Source organism: Halomonas sp. 141, from assembly GCF_002810305.1.
Taxonomy (GTDB): Bacteria; Pseudomonadota; Gammaproteobacteria; order Pseudomonadales; family Halomonadaceae; genus Vreelandella; species Vreelandella stevensii.
Window position 1 is genome coordinate 45,925 of sequence record NZ_PINZ01000018.1, and the last position, 19,435, is coordinate 65,359.

Annotated in this window: 18 protein-coding genes and 2 pseudogenes; 11 read left to right on the plus strand and 9 right to left on the minus strand. The window is 59.5% G+C overall.

Annotation, left to right across the window (positions count from 1 at the left end):
- Positions 1-72: 72 nt before the first annotated feature.
- From hemC to CWI66_RS10040, 5 genes and pseudogenes are all read left to right on the plus strand, one after another.
- Positions 73-1,017, plus strand: a complete 945-nt coding sequence (gene hemC, locus CWI66_RS10020) for a hydroxymethylbilane synthase (RefSeq protein ID WP_081138584.1) — start codon at positions 73-75, stop codon at positions 1,015-1,017.
- Positions 1,014-1,766: a uroporphyrinogen-III synthase gene (locus CWI66_RS10025; protein ID WP_100731584.1), complete on the plus strand. Its 753-nt coding sequence runs from the start codon at positions 1,014-1,016 to the stop codon at positions 1,764-1,766. The genes hemC and CWI66_RS10025 overlap by 4 nt, the downstream gene beginning before the upstream one ends.
- A 43-nt stretch (positions 1,767-1,809) precedes the next feature.
- Entirely contained in the window at positions 1,810-3,192 is a 1,383-nt protein-coding gene (locus CWI66_RS10030) for a uroporphyrinogen-III C-methyltransferase (RefSeq protein ID WP_232710832.1), read from the plus strand.
- Entirely contained in the window at positions 3,189-4,451 is a 1,263-nt protein-coding gene (locus tag CWI66_RS10035; protein ID WP_081138578.1) for a heme biosynthesis HemY N-terminal domain-containing protein, read from the plus strand. The genes CWI66_RS10030 and CWI66_RS10035 overlap by 4 nt, the downstream gene beginning before the upstream one ends.
- Positions 4,452-4,570: 119 nt before the next feature.
- A pseudogene (locus tag CWI66_RS10040) lies at positions 4,571-5,338 on the plus strand (IS4 family transposase); the annotation flags it as partial.
- A gap of 171 nt (positions 5,339-5,509) precedes the next feature.
- Here the strand turns inward: CWI66_RS10040 and aroQ are convergent.
- From aroQ to napE, 7 genes are all read right to left on the minus strand, one after another.
- Entirely contained in the window at positions 5,510-5,956 is a 447-nt protein-coding gene (aroQ, locus tag CWI66_RS10045) for a type II 3-dehydroquinate dehydratase (protein ID WP_081194935.1), read from the minus strand.
- 120 nt (positions 5,957-6,076) lie between these two features.
- The gene (locus tag CWI66_RS10050) at positions 6,077-6,739 is read right to left on the minus strand and encodes a NapC/NirT family cytochrome c (RefSeq protein ID WP_062359247.1); all 663 of its coding nucleotides are present in this window, start codon (positions 6,737-6,739) and stop codon (positions 6,077-6,079) included.
- Positions 6,736-7,221 (minus strand): nitrate reductase cytochrome c-type subunit, encoded by a 486-nt coding sequence (locus CWI66_RS10055; protein WP_100731586.1) that lies wholly within the window; start codon positions 7,219-7,221, stop codon positions 6,736-6,738. The genes CWI66_RS10050 and CWI66_RS10055 overlap by 4 nt, the downstream gene beginning before the upstream one ends.
- Positions 7,222-7,241: 20 nt before the next feature.
- Positions 7,242-9,746, minus strand: a complete 2,505-nt coding sequence (gene napA, locus CWI66_RS10060) for a nitrate reductase catalytic subunit NapA (RefSeq protein ID WP_100731587.1) — start codon at positions 9,744-9,746, stop codon at positions 7,242-7,244.
- The gene (locus CWI66_RS10065) at positions 9,743-10,030 is read right to left on the minus strand and encodes a chaperone NapD (RefSeq protein ID WP_081194939.1); all 288 of its coding nucleotides are present in this window, start codon (positions 10,028-10,030) and stop codon (positions 9,743-9,745) included. The genes napA and CWI66_RS10065 overlap by 4 nt, the downstream gene beginning before the upstream one ends.
- Positions 10,023-10,538, minus strand: a complete 516-nt coding sequence (locus CWI66_RS10070; RefSeq protein WP_332868344.1) for a ferredoxin-type protein NapF — start codon at positions 10,536-10,538, stop codon at positions 10,023-10,025. The genes CWI66_RS10065 and CWI66_RS10070 overlap by 8 nt, the downstream gene beginning before the upstream one ends.
- Before the next feature lie 82 nt (positions 10,539-10,620).
- Positions 10,621-10,803, minus strand: a complete 183-nt coding sequence (napE, locus tag CWI66_RS10075; RefSeq protein ID WP_058577687.1) for a periplasmic nitrate reductase, NapE protein — start codon at positions 10,801-10,803, stop codon at positions 10,621-10,623.
- A 128-nt stretch (positions 10,804-10,931) separates the two neighbouring features.
- Between napE and CWI66_RS10080 the strand changes: the two are divergent.
- Both CWI66_RS10080 and CWI66_RS10085 read left to right on the plus strand, forming a co-directional pair.
- A pseudogene (locus CWI66_RS10080) lies at positions 10,932-11,369 on the plus strand (DUF72 domain-containing protein); the annotation flags it as partial.
- A gap of 140 nt (positions 11,370-11,509) precedes the next feature.
- A complete protein-coding gene (locus CWI66_RS10085; protein WP_100731588.1) occupies positions 11,510-12,853 on the plus strand; it encodes a sodium-dependent transporter in 1,344 nt (447 codons plus the stop codon).
- Positions 12,854-12,947: 94 nt separating this feature from the next.
- Here the strand turns inward: CWI66_RS10085 and CWI66_RS10090 are convergent, their stop codons facing one another.
- Complete coding sequence (locus CWI66_RS10090) at positions 12,948-13,166, minus strand: PA3496 family putative envelope integrity protein (RefSeq protein ID WP_016915471.1); 219 nt, start codon at positions 13,164-13,166, stop codon at positions 12,948-12,950.
- Between the two features lie 253 nt (positions 13,167-13,419).
- Between CWI66_RS10090 and hexR the strand changes: the two genes are divergently transcribed.
- The 3 genes from hexR (at position 13,420) to CWI66_RS10105 (ending at position 17,802) form a co-directional block, all read left to right on the plus strand.
- Positions 13,420-14,274, plus strand: coding sequence for a transcriptional regulator HexR (gene hexR, locus CWI66_RS10095; RefSeq protein ID WP_016915472.1), 855 nt, complete (start codon positions 13,420-13,422; stop codon positions 14,272-14,274).
- A 115-nt stretch (positions 14,275-14,389) separates the two neighbouring features.
- Positions 14,390-16,588, plus strand: coding sequence for a DNA helicase II (uvrD, locus tag CWI66_RS10100; RefSeq protein WP_081194945.1), 2,199 nt, complete (start codon positions 14,390-14,392; stop codon positions 16,586-16,588).
- A 125-nt stretch (positions 16,589-16,713) separates the two neighbouring features.
- Entirely contained in the window at positions 16,714-17,802 is a 1,089-nt protein-coding gene (locus CWI66_RS10105; RefSeq protein WP_100731589.1) for a TRAP transporter substrate-binding protein, read from the plus strand.
- A gap of 80 nt (positions 17,803-17,882) precedes the next feature.
- On the opposite strand, the gene CWI66_RS10110 is transcribed toward CWI66_RS10105, so the two are convergent.
- Positions 17,883-18,296 (minus strand): acyl-CoA thioesterase, encoded by a 414-nt coding sequence (locus tag CWI66_RS10110; RefSeq protein ID WP_016915475.1) that lies wholly within the window; start codon positions 18,294-18,296, stop codon positions 17,883-17,885.
- 101 nt (positions 18,297-18,397) lie between these two features.
- Here CWI66_RS10110 and CWI66_RS10115 point away from each other — a divergent pair, with 101 nt between their 5' ends.
- Positions 18,398-19,345, plus strand: a complete 948-nt coding sequence (locus tag CWI66_RS10115) for a PstS family phosphate ABC transporter substrate-binding protein (RefSeq protein ID WP_100731590.1) — start codon at positions 18,398-18,400, stop codon at positions 19,343-19,345.
- Positions 19,346-19,435: the final 90 nt, after the last annotated feature.

Sequence of the window (19,435 nt, forward strand, 5' to 3'; positions counted from 1 at the left end):
GTGTGGCCGGGTGCTTTATGATGAGAATTATCACAGTTCGACGCGCCGTGTCAGCGGCAAAGGGAGTATAACGTGTTACCCATCACGAAATTGCGCATCGCCACGCGAAAAAGCCAGTTGGCCATGTGGCAAGCCGAGTATGTTCGCGACCGCCTGATGGCGGCCCACGATGGTCTGGAGGTCGAGCTTGTTCCGCTGTCCACCAAAGGCGACAAGATCCTCGACACGCCGCTTTCCAAAATCGGCGGTAAAGGATTATTCGTCAAGGAGCTCGAAGACGCCATGCTGGATGGCCGCGCCGATATCGCCGTGCACTCCATGAAGGACGTGCCGATGTACTTCCCTGAAGGGCTGGGGCTGTCGGTTATTCTGGAAGGCGCCGACCCAACCGATGCGTTTGTCTCGAACCACTACGCCAGCGTCGAGGAACTGCCGGAAGGCGCTCGCATTGGTACCGCCAGCCTGCGCCGAGGCCTGCAGCTTCGTGAAGCGCGCCCAGACCTGCAGATTCTCAACCTGCGCGGCAACGTACAAACTCGTCTGGCCAAGCTGGACGACGGCGAGTTCGAAGCCATCATCCTGGCAACCTCAGGCCTGCAGCGCCTGGGGCTGGACGCCCGGATCGCCCAGGCGCTTCCACCGGAAGTATGCTTGCCTGCCTGCGGCCAGGGGGCGCTGGGCATCGAATGCCGCCTGCACGATCCCGACCTGATTGCACTGCTGGCCCCGCTGGATGACCCGGACACCGCCACCCGTGTGCGCGCCGAGCGCGCCATGAATACCCGCCTGGAAGGCGGCTGCCAGGTGCCCATCGCAGGCCACGCCGTACTGGACAAGTCCAATGACACGCTCTGGCTGCGCGGCCTGGTGGGCAACCCGGAAGGCACCGAGGTACTGCGTGCCGAAGGCCGAGGCTCCATTCACGAACCGGAAGCACTGGGCATTCGCATCGCCGAAGAGCTGCTGGATCAGGGGGCTGGTGACATCCTGGCCGAGGTCTACGGCAGCAACGTATGACGCTACCGGTGCTGATTTGTCGCCCCGGTGAACGCGGCGACGCACTGACCTACGCGCTAGGCGAGCAGGGGTGGGAGGTTGCACCTCTGGACGTCATGCGCCTGGAAGCACTGGCGGAAGATGCGACGCAGCGCCAAATCTGGCTGGATATCGATCAGTACCATAAGATAGTAGTCGTCAGTCCCTTTGCCGCTTACTGTTTGAGTGAAGCGCTGGATCGCTACTGGCCGCAGTTGCCAATCGGCATCGATTATTACAGCGTGGGCCGCAGTACTGCCAGTGCACTGCATGACCAGCTTGGCGTACGAGTGCGTGTTCCCCCGCCCCAGTGGGGGGAAGACACCAGCGAAGCACTCCTGTCGTTGGCCTCGCTGGCCCGCCTGGACCATCAGCGGGTGCTGCTGGTCGCTGGAGAAGGCGGACGCACCCTGCTCGCGGACACGCTGACCGAGCGGGGCGCCTGCGTCACTCGGCTGGCCGTTTATCGGCGCGTATACCAGCCGCCCTCGGCGGCCATGCAGCAGTGTCTGGCAAACGGCCATTACCGAGCGTTAATCGTCACCAGCGGCGAACTACTTGAATATCTGGCAAAATGGTGCGGTCCAGCTGCGTTGAACCAACCGCTAATCGTTTCCAGTCGCCGTTTAGCTACACTGGCCGGTAGACTGGGTTTTTGTGACCTCAAGGTGGCGTCGGGAGCAACGCCGGCTGCGCTGGTGGCCGCGTTGGATCAGTCCTGCAACCCCTAGGGTGCCGATGTCGATCAAGGAACTTAATAAGGGCTAGCGACAGATGAGCAAACAACCAACTGATCAGGAAGGCGTCAACCAGGCGTCTACCGATGCATCCAAGGGCAGCACCCCTGCTGGTGACGCCACCGCGCCCCGAGACTCGGGCACCCACGGCTCTTCGTCTTATGCCGCCAAGAACAGCCGTTCACGGCGGCGGCATAAAAACACCAGCAATACGGCAGCGACCCCTGCGGCAACCGCAGCGGCCGACACCCCGAAAGAGAGCGTCACAGATACCAAACCCACCGCCAAACCGGCAGATGAAAAGCCTGCCAGGCACAGCGGGCCTGCTCCAGCAGGCGGCGGCGCGAAGCCCACGCCGCCGCCCTCCAACAACGGTGGCGGAAACGGCAAGGGTGGCGGCATTGCCATTGCGCTGGTGGTTATCCTGGCACTCGCCCTGGGTATCGTTGCCTGGCAAGGCTGGCAGCGCCTGGATAGCCAGCAGCAGCGCATCGACGAGCTGGCCCAACAGACCCAGAACAGCGCCACACAAGCCTCGGTCAGCGACCTGGAAGCACGTTTAGAGTCCGGTGAGGCCGAGCGCAGTCAGGCGCTGGAAAGCACCATGAGCGAACTGCGCAGCGAGCTGGACAGCTACCGCAGCGACGTCAACAGCACTTTGGATGAGGTGCTGGCCCAACTGTCACAAGAGCAGGAAACCGACGAACGCGACTGGCTACACGCCGAAGCCGCCTACCTGCTGCGTCTGGCGAACCAGCGTCTGCAGCTCGAAGGCGATGTGGATGGTGCCGCGGCCCTGCTGCGCACTGCCGACGCTCGCCTGGTCGATGCCGACAACCCGGCACTCACCTCGGTGCGCCGAGAAATCGCCAGCGAGCTGGCCGCTCTGGATGCCGTGCCCCGTGTCGACCGTACCGGTATCTACCTGGCGCTCAACGCGCAGCAGGAGCGCATTGCAGGCCTGCGGCTCTCCCAAGAGATCGAAGAGCGCGCCGTAACATCAGGAATCGAGCAGCCGCCGACCGGCACTTTCCAGCGCCAGCTGGCCCGCTTCGGTGAAGAGCTGAAAGACCTCGTGGTCATTCGTCATCACGATGAAGCCCTCGAAGCGCTGATCACACCGGAACAAGAGTCCTATCTGCGTCAAAGCCTGCGTCTGGTGCTGGAGCAGTCGCAGCTGGCCCTGCTGCAAGAAGAGCAGGAACTGTATGAAGCCAGCCTCGACAAGGCGCTGGAACTGCTGAATGGCTACTACGCCACCGAGCGCGAAGAAACCCAGAGCGTCATCGCGCGTCTGCAGGAGCTCAAGCAGGTTCAGGTCAAGCCCGAGCTGCCGGACATCAGTGCTTCCCAGCAGGCACTGGCCAGCTTCATCGAAAACCGCTTCGAGTCGCGCCGCCAGGGCGGAGGTGATGCATGAGAAAACTTATCCTGCTGATCATTGCAGGCCTGGCGGTTGGCGCACTGCTCGGGCACCTGATGATGTCAGTGCCCGGCTACTGGCTGATTCGAGTGGGCGACACCTCGGTCCAGACGTCGTTCTGGTTCGGTCTGGTACTGCTGCTGGCGGCCTTCATCGTGCTGCACTTCATGCTGCGCCTGCTGACCGGTATCATTCGTCCCGTGGGGCGCTTTCGCACCTGGAATAGCCGCGCCCGCAACCGCCGCGCCATGAAGCGCACCGTACATGGGCTGGTGGCGCTCACCGAAGGCCGCTGGAAAAAAGCCGAGAAGACCTTGGTGCGTGCTGCCGATGACTCCAGTACCCCGCTGGTGAACTACCTGGCAGCCGCCCTGGCAGCCCACTATCAGGGCTACCACGAGAAATCTCAGGAGCACTTGAATCAGGCGCAACTCACCACCGACGGCGCCGACACCGCCATTGGCCTGATGCAGGCCCAGCTGATGATCGACCGCCAACAGCCCGAAGAAGCGCTGGCGATCCTCAACCGACTGGACAAGCAGCTCTCCAACCATCCTCAAGTGCTGAAACTGCTCAAGCAGGTGCATTTGAGCGTCAACGACTGGGAAGGGCTGCGTCGCCTCATTCCACGGCTGGCCGCGCAGAAGCTGATTACCCAGCAAGAGCGCGAGCAGCTGGAGTACAAGGCCTACCGGGAGCTGATTCTGTTCGAAGCCAAGAACCCGTCCAATATCGAGCGTGTGCGCGGGCTATGGGCCGACATGCCCGACTATCTACGGGCCAACACCGAGCTGATCGTGCTCTACACCGAAGCCCTGCTGCAATCCAACGAAGAACCGATTGCCGAGCGGCTGCTCAATCACTCCCTGGACCATCATTGGGATGCGCGTCTGGTCAAGCGCTATGGCCTGCTGAACGTCGATGCCGCGCGCCAGCTGGCCAAGGCACAGAAATGGCTGCAAGAGCGCCCCAACGACCCGGAACTGCTGCTGGCCTGCGGCCGCCTGTCGCTGCGGGTTGGCCAGTGGGAAAAGGCGTTGGAGTATTTCGAGGCCAGCCAGCGCCAGCGGCCGAACGGTGAGGTCTGTGCCGAGCTTGCACGCTTGTATGCCAGCCTGGGCGAGCACAACAAGAGCCAGCTCTACTACCGGCACAGCGTGGACATGCTGGCCAAGTCGCTGCCTTCACTGCCACAGCCCAGCGATGCCAGTGACAACACGCAAAGCGATAAGAAAGCGGCGAAAAAGACGGCATAACCGCCTTCTGTAACGCAAAAAGGGTGCCCACGAGCACTAATGCCAGTCAGTTAAGAGTTTCATCAATGAGCTGACAATGCGATATTCCGGTATCAGTGATTCTCTGATACCGGATTTTTATGCATTTTAGTCAGGCCATTGATGCCATCACTCGCGTTTCACCTGAACACTTCTCCAGCCTCGCGGATGTTCTCTCCCCCGAGCTGATTGACGAATGCCTAGCGCACGCCGGTGTAGCCACCTTGCGTAAGCGCCGTTTACCGCTTGAGATGGTGGTCTGGTCGATTGTCGGCATGGCCTTGTTCCGGCACATCCCGATGGGGCAAGTCGTTCATCAGCTTGATATTGTCTTACCCGGCCAACGTCCTTTCGTGGCACCCAGCGCCGTTGTCCAAGCACGTCAACGCCTCGGGGTAGAGGCTGTCAAACGTGTGTTCGAGCAAACGCAGGACCTGTGGCACGAACAAACCCCTCACCCTCATTGGTGTGGTCTCAGGCTGCTAGGCGTAGACGGAGTGGTATGGCGAACGCCTGACACGCCTGACAACCAAGCGGCTTTTACACGTACGCGTAACGCCTACCGAGAAGCGAGCTACCCGCAGGTGCGGATGGTGTGTCAAATGGAGCTGACGAGCCACCTAATCACGGGCGCCGCGTTTGACAGCATCTCGACGGGCGAAGTGGCGTTAACGACAGACCTGATCGCCAGTACACCTGACCACTCACTGACGTTATTTGACCGTGGGTTTTATTCGCTGGGTCTGCTGCATGCGTGGCAGCAAGCAGGCGAACAGCGCCACTGGATGATCCCGTTACGGAAGGGAGCGCAGTATGAAGAGATCTACTCGCTGGGACGTCAGGATCGACTGGTTCGTCTGACGACATCCCATATCAATCACGTTGCCCTTAACAGCAAACTCGCGGAATTCCCGAAAAAATTTAACCATACCCCACCTATCCTTACCAAGCCAATGAAACGCCAAGGGCTAAGTTGCCCTGAGAGAAGAATGGGCCAAGGTTAAAAGGGCGGCAAGAGCTAACGGTACAAGGGAGTTATATTATTGATGGGAGGCAGCCATCACTGCCTCTAATGCCGCTTTATATCCCTGCACGCCTAAGCCCGCAATCACGCCGTCTGCCCGTAGCGAGACATAGGAGTGGTGGCGAAACGACTCGCGCTTATGCACGTTAGAGAGATGAACTTCGATGACCTTGCCGTCAAAGGCGTTCAACGCATCGAGAATCGCTACCGAGGTATGAGTATAGGCCGCCGGATTGATAATGATGGCCTGCGTGCCATCTACCCTCGCTGCGTGAATGGCGTCGATGAGCGCACCTTCATGGTTACTTTGCAGGCAGCTGATCTCCCAGCCTGCCATTACCGCTTTTTCGCGCAGCAGGTTATTCACGTCGTCTAACGTTTCGTACCCGTATATTTCGGGCTGGCGAGTGCCCAGCAAATTTAGATTAGGGCCATGAAGCACCACTACTTTTCCCTGACTCATTCTCTTTTCCACCCAGCACGTTGGCGTATGAATTAACGATACTGCCTGTTCTATCACTTAACCCGCGCACTGCGCCAGCGCCCGTTCAAGCGAGGCGTGCTGGCGCTGGGTAAAAAGCCACTACTGCTCGGCGTAGACACCGCTTTCTAGCTCTAAATGCGCAGCCCAGGAAACGATATCAGACATGCCTAACGTGGCGGCACCTATACGGGGGCTCATATCCGGCAGCTCGTGGGCGATGCCTTTGTGGCAATCGATACAGGTCGACTCACCCGAAGCAAGGTTGGTGGAGTGGGCACGGGCGGCACGCGTGCTTTGCTGGGTAAAATCCATCGAGTCAAATTCGTGGCAGTTACGGCACTCTAGCGAGTCATTGGCCTGTAGCCGCGACCATTCACGTTCGGCAAGCTGGCGGCGCTTTGCCTCAAACTGCTCTTCGGTGCGAATAGAGCCAAACACCCAGCCCCATACTTCTTTAGAGGCCTCCATTTTGCGCGCCACTTTATGCGTCCAGCTGTGGGGAACGTGGCAATCTGAGCAGGTCGCCCGCACTCCAGAACGGTTGGAGTAGTGAATGGTGGTTTTGAGCTCCTGCATCGGGTTGCGCTCCATTTCATGGCAGGAGGTGCAAAACTGCTCGGTGTTGGTTACTTCCATGGCCGTGTTAAAACCGCCCCAGAAGATAATGCCGGCGATAAAACCGCCTAGGGTTAAAAACCCTAGGCTGTAGTGAACACTCGGGCGGCTTAAAATACGCCAGTAGCGGGTGAAAAAGCGTTTCATTGCCCACCCTCCTGGCGCTCACGTAGCGCCTCGGTCATTACCTCTTCCACGGACTGAAAGCGATTGGGAACCAGCGGTTCGGCATCGGTTTTAGGCACGTGGCACTGGGTGCAGAAGTAACGGTCCGGCGATACGGCGGCCAACACCTGCTTATGGCGATCCATAAAGTGGGTAATGCTCACCATCGGCGCGCCCGCACTGACGGCCTGTTCACGGCTATGGCAGTTTAAGCATTGGTTAACGCGCATATCGACTTGATAATCGCGGATTGAGTGCGGAATCACCGGCGGTTGCTCTGGGTAATTGCGCACTTCACGGCCGCTATCCCGCGGCTCGCCGGCGATAGGCGCTGCGGGCTGGGTCTGGCTAATGGTGCCACCAGGGCGCAAGCCATCCGGAGCCGAGGCATCGCGTGTTTCATCTGCACTGACCGTGCTTCCCAGCAAAGCCGTGAATAAACAGAGAGGAAAAAGCCATTTCATGATTGTTCTCCTTAGTCTGTTTACGCCAGATTGACGAGATCAAGGCGCACCGCGCACTTCTTGAAATCGGTCTGTTTGGAAATGGGATCAGTTGCATCCAGCGTGACCTTATTGATCAAGTAGGAGGCATCAAAAAAGGGCACGTACACCAAGCCGCGGGGCGGTTTAACCCGCCCACGGGTTTCTACCCGCAGGTTCACATCGCCACGCCGGCTGGCCACTTTAACCTCGCTTCCCCGCCGGAACCCTTCGGCTCGGGCATCTTCTGGGTGCATATACAACAGCGCGGCAGGCACTGCCCGGTGCAGTTCCGGCACGCGGCGGGTCATGGAGCCGGTGTGCCAATGCTCCAACACGCGCCCGGTGCAGAGCCAATAAGGGAAGTCGGCGTCAGGGGCCTCGGGGGGTGGCTCGTCCGGTACGGCGAAAATTAACGCGCGATTATCCGGCTTCGCGTAGAACTGCCAGCCGCTACCGGGCTCTACATAAGGATCAAGCCCTTCTCGATAGCGCCATAGGGTTTCCTTGCCATCCACCACCGGCCAGCGCTTGCCCCGGCTGGCGTGGTAAGCGTCGAAGTGGTCCAAGTCTTTGCCTTTGCCACGGCCAAAGCGGGCGTACTCTTCAAACAGCCCTTTTTGGATATAGAAGCCAAAATCGTCTGCCTCGGCGTTGGCGTAGCCCTCTTCCATATCGGAGGTGGGGAACTGGTCGACCTGCCCATTGGCGAACAGTAAATCAAACAGGGTTTTATCACGCATCTCTGGGGCGGCTTCCAGCAGTTCCTCTGGCCAGACGTCTGCCACGCGGATGCGCTGGGAGAGCGCCACGGTCTGCCATAAATCCGAGCGCGCCTCGCCAGGGGCATTGACCAACTGATGGAAAAACTGAGTGCGCCGCTCGGAGTTACCAAAGGCGCCCTCCTTTTCTACCCAGGACGCCGCAGGCAAAATCAGATCCGCCGACTGTGCTGAAACGGTGGGGTAGATGTCGGAGACCACCACAAAGGCTTCGGGGTTGCGCCAACCAGGCAAAATCTCCTGCATAACGTTGGGCCCGGCCTGCATATTGTTGGTCACCTGGGTCCAGTAGACCTTAATGTCACCGTCCTTGAGGCGGCGACTTTGGGCTACCGCATCAAAGCCCACCCACGAAGGGATAGTGCCCTCAGGGAGTTTCCAGATCTCCTCCGCATCACGGCGATGCTCGGGGTTGGTGACCACGCGGTCGGCAGGCAGGCGGTGAGCAAAGGTGCCCACCTCTCGCGCCGTGCCACAGGCAGACGGCTGGCCAGTGAGGGAGAAAGGACTGTTGCCCGGCTCTGAAATTTTGCCGGTGAGCAGGTGGAGGTTGTAAATCAGATTGTTGATCCACACCCCGCGGGTATGCTGATTGACCCCCATGGTCCAGAAGGTCATCACCTTCTTATCAGGGTTAGCATAAAGCTCCGCCAGGGCTTCAAGGCGACTTTCAGAGACGCCGGACTCTCGCGCGGCTCGCTCTAAAGTATAGGGCGCAACATAGTCGGCGAACTCCTCGAAGCTCATATCCGTCCAGCTATTGGCGTTATCGGCGTTCTTCGCCGCCTGTTGCAGTGGGTGCTCGTCGCGCAGGCCATAGCCGATATCATCGGTGCCGAGCGCAAAGTTGACATGCTTATCAACGAATGATCGGTTTACCCGGTCGGTCTGAATAATATGGTTGGCGATGTAGTTAAGGATCACGATATCCGCATTGGGCGACATAATCATGGGGATATCGGCCAACTCAAAGCTGCGGTGCTCAAAAGTCGACAGCACGGCAACCTGGGTGTCCGGGAAAGAGAGCCTACGGTCGGTCACGCGGGTCCAGAGCACCGGGTGCATCTCAGCCATGTTAGAGCCCCACAGCACAAAGGCATCTGCATGTTCAATATCGTCGTACACGCCCATGGGCTCATCCGAGCCGAAGGTGCGCATAAAGCCGAATACCGCCGAGGCCATACAGTGGCGGGCGTTGGGGTCGATATTGTTCGAGCGCAGCCCGGCTTTAAATAGCTTACTGGCCGCGTAGCCTTCCCAGATCGTCCACTGGCCAGAGCCAAACAGCGCGACGCTCTCTGGGCCATGTTCACGAATGGCGCTGGTGATTTTTTCCGCCATAAGGTCGAGCGCTTCATCCCAGGAGACCGGCTCGAAATCGCCATCTTTCGCGTATTGACCGTTGCGCTTACGCAGTAGCGGCTGGGTTAAGCGATCCTCCCCATAGAGAATTTTGGAAAGAAAATAGCCTTTAACACAGTTAAGCCCCCGGTTCACTTCGGACTGGTTATCACCGTGAGTCGCCACGATTTGGCCGTTATAGGTGCCAACCATGACGCTACAGCCGACACCGCAAAAACGGCAAGGTGCTTTATCCCACTGCAAGCGGTTCAGATCAGCATGGGTAATTAGATTGCTGGCGCCGGCGGGAATCGACATCCCCGCCGTAGCAGCGGCCACCGCTGCGGCGTTCGCCTTTACAAACTCTCGGCGTGTTAGTTTCATTGCTCCCCCTCCTGTACGTGCGGCTCATCCGCTGACAGAGCATCAACGACTTCGTGATAAACAAAGGCGGCGTCAATAACGCCAGGCTGCTCGCGTACGTGATCCATTAAAGCCAATAGTTGTTGTTCGTCAGTATGTTCGGCGACGACCACGAGCTTTCCAGCCGCGTCTTCGCCCATCACTTCGCCAACGCTATGTTGGGTAATCCACTCCGCTGTCTGCTTCAGCGCCTCGGGCCGCGCATGAACGATAAAGCTAATGATGTGCAGCAGTTGATCAGCCATAGACGGTATCTTTTGTTATCAGTGAGATTGCCTGGTTAGGGCAGGCGGAGTAGCAAGCACCACAGCCGGTGCAGCTTTCTAAGTGGATCTCAGGTTGCGGTGGCCGACCACCGGGGCGCAGCGGAAAGCGAATTACGTTCCACTCGCAGGCGTCCTGGCAGCTTTGGCAATGGATACTCGCCAGTGCCAAGCAGTGCGGCTGAACTTCAGCTTGCCAAGCAAAGGCTTCGCTAACGCTACCGCCGCGCTCTATCGCCTGTGGCGCGCATACCGTTGCGCAGTCACCGCACAGTGAGCAGCCCGCTTGGGCAAAGCTAAGCTCGGGATAGCCACCGCCACCGCGGGACAAAATGCCTTCCGGGCACGCGTCGATGCAGGCGTTACAACCGGTACAGAGGTCGAGAAAGGCAGCTCTGCTCCAGGGCGGCCGACGCACATCATCACGCCCTGACAAGCGGCGAAAAAGATTGCGCCGATTATTATTGTTATCCGTGCGCGTCATGAGCATTCCTGCGTTAAAAGAATGTTAACCACTTTATTTAGCAGCGGTTAACACCTTTAAAGTGATCAGATAGAAGCTTGTGACACTGCTATAGCGGCGGGCCAGGGGGGCCTGCAAACATTTGATACATCCACACCAAAAAGCCATAGCCCCCCACCACCGCTACGGCCAAAATGGGAAAGAGCAACACGACAATAAACAGAAAAAGCCCTCGTTCTTGACGCTTGAGGGGCGCTTCCTCTTCTATTATTGGATGAGATTTTTTTGACATAGATAACTCCACAGGGGAAGAACACACCGCTGTAGATGTGTGTTAAAATAGTTATATTTAGAGCGTAGCAACTAAGCCCTGATTTGTCACTTGATCTAGATCAATTTTTCCAAGTTCGTCACTATATCGTTCGCCACCCTGTTTTTTTCCACAAGGGTGACGCAGAGAGGGTCTTGAACCGCCTGTTGATAACTTATTCAGTCAACCGAGTCATGCTGGATGTGCGCCCGGTATTCTCTACGCCGCATGAAGGGCACGCTGGGCTGGCCCACGCCCAGCAGGAGAAGCCGAAACTCCCGCTACACGTGCTTTCCACTGGTCAACAACCCATCATTCGCTTCATTGGACATATTGACAAAGCGATCAACACACGCTACTTCACGCCCTGGATAGAGCAGCTCATCCTGTGGATAAAACAGGGGAAAACCCCTTTCTTATTTGTGCATACTGCAGACAACCGTGAGTCTCCCCAGATGGCTCGTCACCTCTATCGCCTGGTGCAGGCCAAGGCGGCTTTGGCGGACCTGACGCCCTTCGCCGAGGAAAAGCAGAGCCAGCTGTTTTAGGCTGGCTCACTGGCAAGCCTACCCTTGATCGGATAAATTGCGCGTTCTTTCGGAAAAGCACGCTGGCAATCTCTTTTTTCCGAACATCGGTGCAATCTGCCGATATCGACCCATTACAATCGAACTGAAACAGGTGATTTATGGCAAAACTTGCACATGCACAGTGGTCATCTCGTATGGGCTTTGTGCTGGCCGCGGCGGGCTCCGCTGTTGGCCTGGGCAATATCTGGCGCTTCTCATACATGGTGGGCGACAGCGGTGGCGCCGCCTTCGTTCTGGTCTATTTGGCCTGTGTGGCACTGGTCGGCCTACCCATTCTGGTCGCCGAGTGGATGATTGGCCGTCGCGGTCAGAAGAACCCCATCAATACCATGGCCGAACTGGCCGCCAATCATGGCTGCTCGAAAGCGTGGGCGCTGGTGGGGGTCAGCGGCGTCCTGGCTGCCTTTCTGATTCTCTCGTTCTACAGCGTCATCGGCGGCTGGTCGCTGAACTATACGCTGGGCTCGGTGCTCGGTAGCTTCAACGGTCTGGATGCCGACAGTATTGGCAACATCTTCAGCGGCATGCTAGGCAGCCCCTCGGCCCTGCTGCTGTGGCATACGGCGTTCATGGTATTGGTCGTCGGTATCGTGGCACGCGGAGTCACCAAAGGCCTGGAAAGCGCAGCGCGCATCATGATGCCTACTCTGGTGGTGTTGATGCTGGTGCTGGTAGGTTACGGCATGACCAGCGGCTACTTTGGTGAGACCCTGAGCTTCATGTTCAGCCCTGACTGGGATGCTCTCGATGGCGGTGTCGTACTGGCGGCCATGGGCCAGGCGTTCTTCACGCTGTCGCTGGGCATGGGGATCATGATGGCCTACGGCTCGTACCTGGGCGAAGACGTCAACCTGATCAGCACCGCGCGAACGGTCATCCTGCTGGATACCGCCATCGCCCTGCTAGCGGGCCTGGCCATCTTCCCCATCGTCTTTGCCAACGGCCTGAGTGCCGGCGAAGGCCCCGGCCTGATCTTTGTCACCCTGCCCCTGGCGTTTGGCAACATGACCGGTGGCACCATTCTGGGCCTGATGTTCTTCCTGCTGCTGACCTTTGCCGCCCTGACGTCGGCCATTTCACTGCTGGAACCGGTGGTGGAAACTCTCGAAGAGCGCACGTCGATGTCACGAATCGTGGCCACACTGGTCAGCGGCGTGGCGGTATGGGCACTGGGTGTCGCGGCGCTGCTGTCGTTCAACGTATGGGCAGACGTGCTGTTCTTTGGGCTGAACATCTTCGACCTGCTGGATACCTTCACCAGCAAGATCCTGCTGCCATTGACCGGCCTGGGTGCGATCGTGTTCTTCGCCTTCTGCCTGGATAAAGAAGAAGCGCGCAAAGAGCTGAGGCTGGATGTCTACGACTACAGCCTGTGGAACCTGCTGGCCAAGTACGTTGCCCCTATCGGGGTCACGGTGGTTTTCCTGGCAGGCCTGTTCTGACTCGCCGCTGGGTCGGCAAGCTTACCCAGTAGAGAAGGCGTTACCGTGGTGTAACGCTTTCTCGCCTTCCTTCACCAGCCTCTTCTTCGGCTGGCTAGTGCAGTTCGCTCTCTTGCGGGTCGTCATCGTCTGGCAAGGGAGCGATATCCCGTGACAGCTTCTGGAATTCCCGGTGCAGCTCGATGCCCCGACGCGCTCTCAGGCTACGTTGGGCGGCGCTGCGCCGACGTTGGGCATGCTCATCGACCTCCATACTCATGAATATGTCGAGCAATTCGCTTTTTACCGAGGTCATTCGTTCGACGTTTCTCATAATCGACGCTCCTCCAGGTGAGTTGCCTACGTCCACCTGCATCCGTGACGACTGATTTTTAAATGATGCAGTGCGGCACGTCACTTCTTACTATAACCTACTTGACAAAATGATGACGACTCTTGAAGAAATGGGTTAACGCCTTTTAAACGGCAGTACTCTCGTGAAGGACGCTGCCCCCGATGCAACACTCAGGCATACTGTGGTCTCTTTATGGCCGCACAAGCACGATCAAGAATTTAAGGAGCTGAACGTGAGCCGCGCCCTGTTCGATGAAATGAGACGCCGCATGGAGCATTTCCGTCGCTCCGAACAAAAGGTTGCGCGGTTCGTGCTGCGCAACCCCGATGAAGTCATTCACATGCGCATCGTGGACCTGGCCACCGAAGCAAAGGTGAGCGAGCCTACGGTGGTGCGCTTCTGCCGTGCGCTGGGCTGCAACGGCTTTCAGGATTTCAAGCTGCAGCTAGCCCAGATGCTGGCCAGCGGAAGCCAGTTCGCGCAGTTCTCGATGAACGACAGCGACTCGGTGGCCGAATTCTCCCATAGCATTTTCGACTCCACCGTGGGCACGCTGCTGTCGGTGCGCGACCGGCTCGATAACGATGCGCTGGGCAAGGCCGTCAATGCACTGGCCATGGCCAATCGCGTCGAGTTCTACGGCTTTGGCGCCTCCGGCGCGGTGGCCTTCGATGCTCAGCACAAGTTTTTCCGCCTGCAGATCTCGACCTCTGCCTACGCCGACCCGCACATGCAGAACATGTCGGCGGTGACCCTGCAAGAGGGCGACGTGGTGGTCGCCATCTCGCAGACAGGCCGAACCCGGGCGCTGGTAGCCAGCGTTCGCCTGGCCCGCGAAGCAGGCGCTACCGTGATCGGCCTGTGTCCCAGCGAATCGCCGCTGGCTCAGGAGGTCAGCCTGCCGCTGTTCATCGACGTGCACGAAGACACCGAGATCTACACCCCGCTCAGCTCGCGTATTGCCCACCTGGTGCTGATCGACGTGCTGGCGGTGGGCGTGGCCAAGACCCGGGGCCCCAAACTGGCCGAACAGTTGAAAGCGGTGAAGAAGAGCCTGACCACGCTGCGCTACCCGGAAGAGTCCTGAGCAACGGTTCTGATAAAGAGTCCTGAGCCAGCGTCCTGAAGACATGCTGTATGCACAGCCAGTGTGCTGGCTGTGCTAGACTGGTCGCCCCTTTTTTGAACCGGCAGCGGCTTATATGGACGACGTCACAGCGATACTCGATCATCTCAACCCGGCCCAGCGGGAAGCCGTCAGTGCGCCCCAGGGCAATCTTCTGGTACTGGCCGGCGCCGGTTCCGGCAAAACGCGTGTGCTGGTACACCGCATTGCCTGGCTGATGCAGGCCGAAGGGCTTTCCCCTTATGCGCTGCTGGCCGTCACGTTTACCAACAAGGCCGCCCGCGAAATGCGCACGCGTCTGGAAGCCCTGCTGGGCATCTCCATGCGCCATGTCTGGGTGGGTACCTTTCACTCGATCTCGCACCGGCTACTGCGCACCCATTGGCAGGATGCCCGTCTGCCCCAGCACTTTCAGATCATCGACTCCGATGACCAGCTGCGACTAATCAAGCGGCTGCTGAAAGATTACTCGATTGACGATGAGCGCTTCCCGCCACGCCAGGTGCAGGGGTTCATTTCTGGTTGCAAGGAAGAGGGCCTGCGACCCCATCAGGTGAACGTCAATGGCGATGCGTACCTCGCCCAGATGGTCGAGCTCTACGAGCGCTACCAGTTCACCTGCGAGCGAGGCGGGCTGGTGGATTTCGGTGAGCTGCTGCTGCGCAGCCTGGAGCTGTTGCGCGACAACCCGCCGTTGCTGAACCACTATCGCGAGCGCTTTGGCCATGTGCTGGTGGACGAGTTTCAGGATACCAATACCCTGCAGTACGCCTGGCTCAAGCTGCTCACCGGCCAGCAGACCCCGATGACCGCCGTGGGCGATGACGACCAGTCCATTTACGGCTGGCGGGGCGCCAAGGTCGAGAACATTCGTCGCTTCGAAGAAGAGTTTCCCAACACTCATACCGTGCGCCTGGAGCAGAACTATCGCTCTACCAGCGCGATTCTGGAAGCGGCCAATACGCTGATCAGCCACAACAGCGAGCGTCTCGGCAAGAACCTATGGACCGATGGCGCCGAAGGCGAGCCTATCTCGGTGTATGCGGGGTTCAACGACCTCGAAGAGGCCCGCTATATCGTCGATACCATCAAGGAGAAGGTCAACGAAGGCTTCAACCGCCGGGACGTGGCCATCCTCTACCGTTCCAACGCCCAGTCGCGCCTGCTGGAAGAGACGCTGATTCGTCAGGGTATGCCCTATCGTATCTACGGCGGCCACCGCTTTTATGAGCGGCTGGAAATCAAGAACGCCCTGGCCTACCTGCGCTTGCTGCTCAACCGTGATGACGATGCCTCCCTGGAGCGCGTCATCAATGTGCCCACCCGTGGCATCGGCACGCGCACCGTGGAAATCGTCCGCCATCACGCCCGTGAGCAGAGCGTGTCGCTGTGGCAGGCGCTGCACGACACCCTTCAGGATGGCACCTTGAGAGGCCGTGCAGGCAACGCCGTGCAGGCCTTTACCAACTTGATCGAGCAGCTGGACAACGACACGTCCGGGCTGCCGCTCCACGAGATCATCGACCACGTCACGGCACGCACCGGGCTGATCGAACACCATCAAAGCGAGCGCGGTGAAAAAGGCCAGGCTCGGGTCGAGAACCTGGAAGAGCTGGTCAACGCGGCCCGGGCCTTTACCCATGGCGATGCCTTCGAGACCCCGGAAGCCGGAGAAGGCATGGCCGCGCTGGAAGCCTTCCTTTCGGAAGCCGCCCTCAACGCAGGCGACCATGAAGCCGAGGAGTTCGAAGACAGCGTGCAGCTGATGACCCTGCACTCGGCCAAGGGGCTGGAGTTCCCGGTGGTGTTCATTGCCGGGGTGGAAGAGGGGCTGTTTCCCCACAAGATGTCCGTGGAGGAGCCAGGCCGCCTGGAGGAGGAGCGCCGCCTGTGCTACGTGGGCGTGACGCGCGCCATGCAGAAGCTCTACCTGACCCATGCCGAGACTCGCCGACTGCACGGCAAAGAGGTGTTCCCACGCCCGTCCCGGTTTCTTCGTGAGCTGCCGCCTCACCTGCTGGAAGAAGTGCGTCTGCGCGGCCATGTCTCGCGCCCCGTGACCGCGTCACGGCCCAGCTTTGCCCAATCCAGCATCGAAAGCGACGGCGACCTGCCCGCCCTGCATGTCGGCCAGCGGGTGGGCCACCCGGTGTTCGGCGAAGGCATCATTCTGAACGCCGAAGGCGAAGGCGCTCGGGCGCGGGTTCAGGTGAGCTTTGACGGCGAAGGCGTGAAGTGGCTGGTACTCGGGTTTGCCAAGCTCTCCCCCCTGTAACCCGTTGACCCGCCAGCAAGCGTGGGCACTTGCCCAATAAAACCTGCTTGGCGCATACTGGCAAGCGGACACTGCGCTCACTGCGCTAATAAAAAACATCCAATAATTTCGGAGTCATGCCCGCCATGCAACGCCGTCAATTCCTGAAAACCGCCGGCCTGGGTGCCGCCGGTGTCGCTGCTGCACCGTTCGTATCGACTGCCAGCGCCAGTGAAACCTATACCTGGGACATGGTGACTTCATGGCCCAAGAATTTCCCGGCTCTGGGCACCGGCGCCAATGACTTTGCTCGCCGCGTGGAAGAACTTTCCAACGGCCGTATGCGTATTCGGGTCCATGGCGCAGGTGAGCTGGTGCCTGCGCTGGAAGTCTTCGATGCCGTCGCCGCCGGCACCGCCGAAATGGGCCACTCCGCCTCTTACTACTGGCGTGGCAAAGTGGCCGCCTCCCAGTTCTTCACGGCAGTGCCGTTTGGCATGAACACCACCGAAATGAACGCCTGGCTGTACCATGGCGGCGGTCAGGAGCTGTGGGACGAGATCTACGCCAACCACAACCTCAAGCCCTTTGCCGTCGGCAACACCGGCACTCAGATGGCAGGCTGGTTCAAGAAAGAGATCAATTCGCTGGCCGACATGCAGGGCATTCGCCTGCGCCTGCCGGGCTTGGCCGGTGAAGCCATGAACGGTATCGGTGTCACCACCGTGAACATGCCAGGCTCCGAAATCTTCACTTCGCTGCAAACCGGTGTTCTGGATGCCGCCGACTGGGTAGGCCCCTACAACGACATGGCCTTCGGCCTGCATCAGGTGGCCGACTACTACTACACGTCGGTATGGAACGAGCCCACGGCGGTACTGGAAGGCACCGTCAACCTGGACGCCTGGAATGCCCTGCCGGAAGACCTGCAGGACGTGATTCGCGAAGCGGCACGTGCCTCCAACCTGGCCATGATCAGCGAGTTCGCCTACCGCAACGCCCAGGCGCTCAAGACGCTGGTCGACGAGCACGGCGTGCAGCTGCGCACCTTCCCGGATGACGTCATGGCCGCGCTGTACGAGTCCTCCAAAGAAGCCATTCAGCGCCAGGTCGATGGCGACGAAGAGTCGCGTCGCGTGTGGGAATCCTACTCTGCCTTCCAGAGCGTACTACGTCCCTTCAGTGATATCGGCGAATACGCCTACCTGAAGAGTCGTGACAACGTAGGGGCGTAATCACCCTACGGACTCAAAAGGGCGCCTCGGCGCCCTTTTTGTTATGACGCCTTTGTTATGACGACGGTGGCATGGCAACGTCAGCTGTGAACCGCTCTGATCCGGCCATTGTCGTCCAGTGCCACCATGACGAAACGCGCTTCGGTGACTTTCTGTCGCTCTTCGATGTGTCGGCCATGGGGTGGGCGCACCCAGACCTCCACGTCGATGCGGATCGAGCTGTGGCCAATATCCTGTACCTGGGTGTATACACTGACCATGGAACCCACGCGCACCGGGCTTAGAAAATCCATGGCTTCGATGGCAACCGTGGCAGTACGCCCGCCTGCCTCGCGGCCAGCGGCCAGCTCGGCGGCCTGGTCCATATGATTCACCAGCCAGCCACCGGGAATGTCCCCGTAGAGGTTGGTATCCTGACGAGAAGCCAGTAACTTTAACGTGAGCTGCCCTTGGGGGGCGGGAGCATCGTCCACATCGGAATCCAGTGGTGTCATGAGGTCGTCGCTTTGCAAGGTTATTGTTGTGGTCGGGCCTGGCGCCTGTTGCTGCACTGCAATAACAGGCTAGCACCAGTTAATCACAAGAGGAACAGCGTTTGAAGAGCGACAGTGTACAGCGATGGAGACCTTACCGCCTACTGCTGGCAAGCTGGCTATGCTGCTGCAGCGCCTTTGCCTGGGCGCAGCCAGCGCCCATCAGCGGCACGCTGGGCACCGTGGGCTCGGACACCATGGCCGGGCTGATGCTGCGCTGGGGTGAAGCCTTGAATGCGCGCTACCCCGATATCACTCTGCAATTTCAGGCGGGGGGGTCGGCCAGCGCCCCCACGGCCCTGGTGGCAGGCACCACCCGCATCGGGCCCATGTCGCGGGCCATGACCGAACGCGAGCGCCAGCAGTTCATCCAGCGTTATGGCTACCCGCCGCTGCAACTCAGCGTCGCCCGCGATGCCCTGGTCCTGGTGGTACATCGTCATAACCCGCTGGAAGCCCTGTCACTGGCGCAGGTAGATGCCATCTTCTCTACCACCCTCGCCTGCGGTGCCGATGCGCCTCTGCAGCGGTGGGCATCGCTGCTGCCCGCCACGGATTGGCCCTACGGGCACATTGCCCTGCACGGCAGAACCCTGGCCTCCGGCACTCAGGGGCTGTTCCAGCAGCGCGCCTTATGCGGCGGGCAGTTTCGCCGCGATATCAGCGAACACCCCGGTGCGGCAGCGGTGATTGCCGCCGTGGGAGAGTCGCCCAACGCCATGGGCTATGCCGGATACAACCACCTGACCCCCATGGTGCGCGCCGTGGCGCTGGCCGATGAGCAAGGCACCCCGGTAGAGCCCAACGGGGCGAACATTCAAAAGGCCACTTACCCACTCTCCAGAACGCTGTATCTCTACGTCAATCAGCCCCCTGGCGAAGCGCTCCCAGCGGCCGAGCAAGCCTTTCTGGAGTTGGTCTTTTCAGCCGAAGGGCAGCAGATCGTGCAGGCGGCAGGCTTCGTGGCGCTTCCTGACCACCTGCGCAGCAGCCAAGCGTTGGATGATTGACGTCCTCCCCGCCCTAAAGGACGGGGATTCCAACTTCTTGAGGGCAACGTCCTGCCCCGAGGCTGAGGATATTCCGGGCCGCATTCACGT

Excerpts from the sequence above, each read along its gene's own strand:
- CWI66_RS10025 (WP_100731584.1), top strand. The coding sequence starts at position 1,014 with ATGACGCTACCGGTGCTGATTTGTCGCCCCGGTGAACGCGGCGACGCA.
- CWI66_RS10030 (WP_232710832.1), top strand. The coding sequence starts at position 1,810 with ATGAGCAAACAACCAACTGATCAGGAAGGCGTCAACCAGGCGTCTACC.
- CWI66_RS10035 (WP_081138578.1), top strand. The coding sequence starts at position 3,189 with ATGAGAAAACTTATCCTGCTGATCATTGCAGGCCTGGCGGTTGGCGCA.
- aroQ (WP_081194935.1), bottom strand. The coding sequence starts at position 5,956 with ATGAGTCAGGGAAAAGTAGTGGTGCTTCATGGCCCTAATCTAAATTTG.
- CWI66_RS10050 (WP_062359247.1), bottom strand. The coding sequence starts at position 6,739 with ATGAAACGCTTTTTCACCCGCTACTGGCGTATTTTAAGCCGCCCGAGT.
- CWI66_RS10055 (WP_100731586.1), bottom strand. The coding sequence starts at position 7,221 with ATGAAATGGCTTTTTCCTCTCTGTTTATTCACGGCTTTGCTGGGAAGC.
- napA (WP_100731587.1), bottom strand. The coding sequence starts at position 9,746 with ATGAAACTAACACGCCGAGAGTTTGTAAAGGCGAACGCCGCAGCGGTG.
- CWI66_RS10065 (WP_081194939.1), bottom strand. The coding sequence starts at position 10,030 with ATGGCTGATCAACTGCTGCACATCATTAGCTTTATCGTTCATGCGCGG.
- CWI66_RS10070 (WP_332868344.1), bottom strand. The coding sequence starts at position 10,538 with ATGCTCATGACGCGCACGGATAACAATAATAATCGGCGCAATCTTTTT.
- napE (WP_058577687.1), bottom strand. The coding sequence starts at position 10,803 with ATGTCAAAAAAATCTCATCCAATAATAGAAGAGGAAGCGCCCCTCAAG.
- CWI66_RS10085 (WP_100731588.1), top strand. The coding sequence starts at position 11,510 with ATGGCAAAACTTGCACATGCACAGTGGTCATCTCGTATGGGCTTTGTG.
- CWI66_RS10090 (WP_016915471.1), bottom strand. The coding sequence starts at position 13,166 with ATGAGAAACGTCGAACGAATGACCTCGGTAAAAAGCGAATTGCTCGAC.
- uvrD (WP_081194945.1), top strand. The coding sequence starts at position 14,390 with ATGGACGACGTCACAGCGATACTCGATCATCTCAACCCGGCCCAGCGG.
- CWI66_RS10105 (WP_100731589.1), top strand. The coding sequence starts at position 16,714 with ATGCAACGCCGTCAATTCCTGAAAACCGCCGGCCTGGGTGCCGCCGGT.
- CWI66_RS10110 (WP_016915475.1), bottom strand. The coding sequence starts at position 18,296 with ATGACACCACTGGATTCCGATGTGGACGATGCTCCCGCCCCCCAAGGG.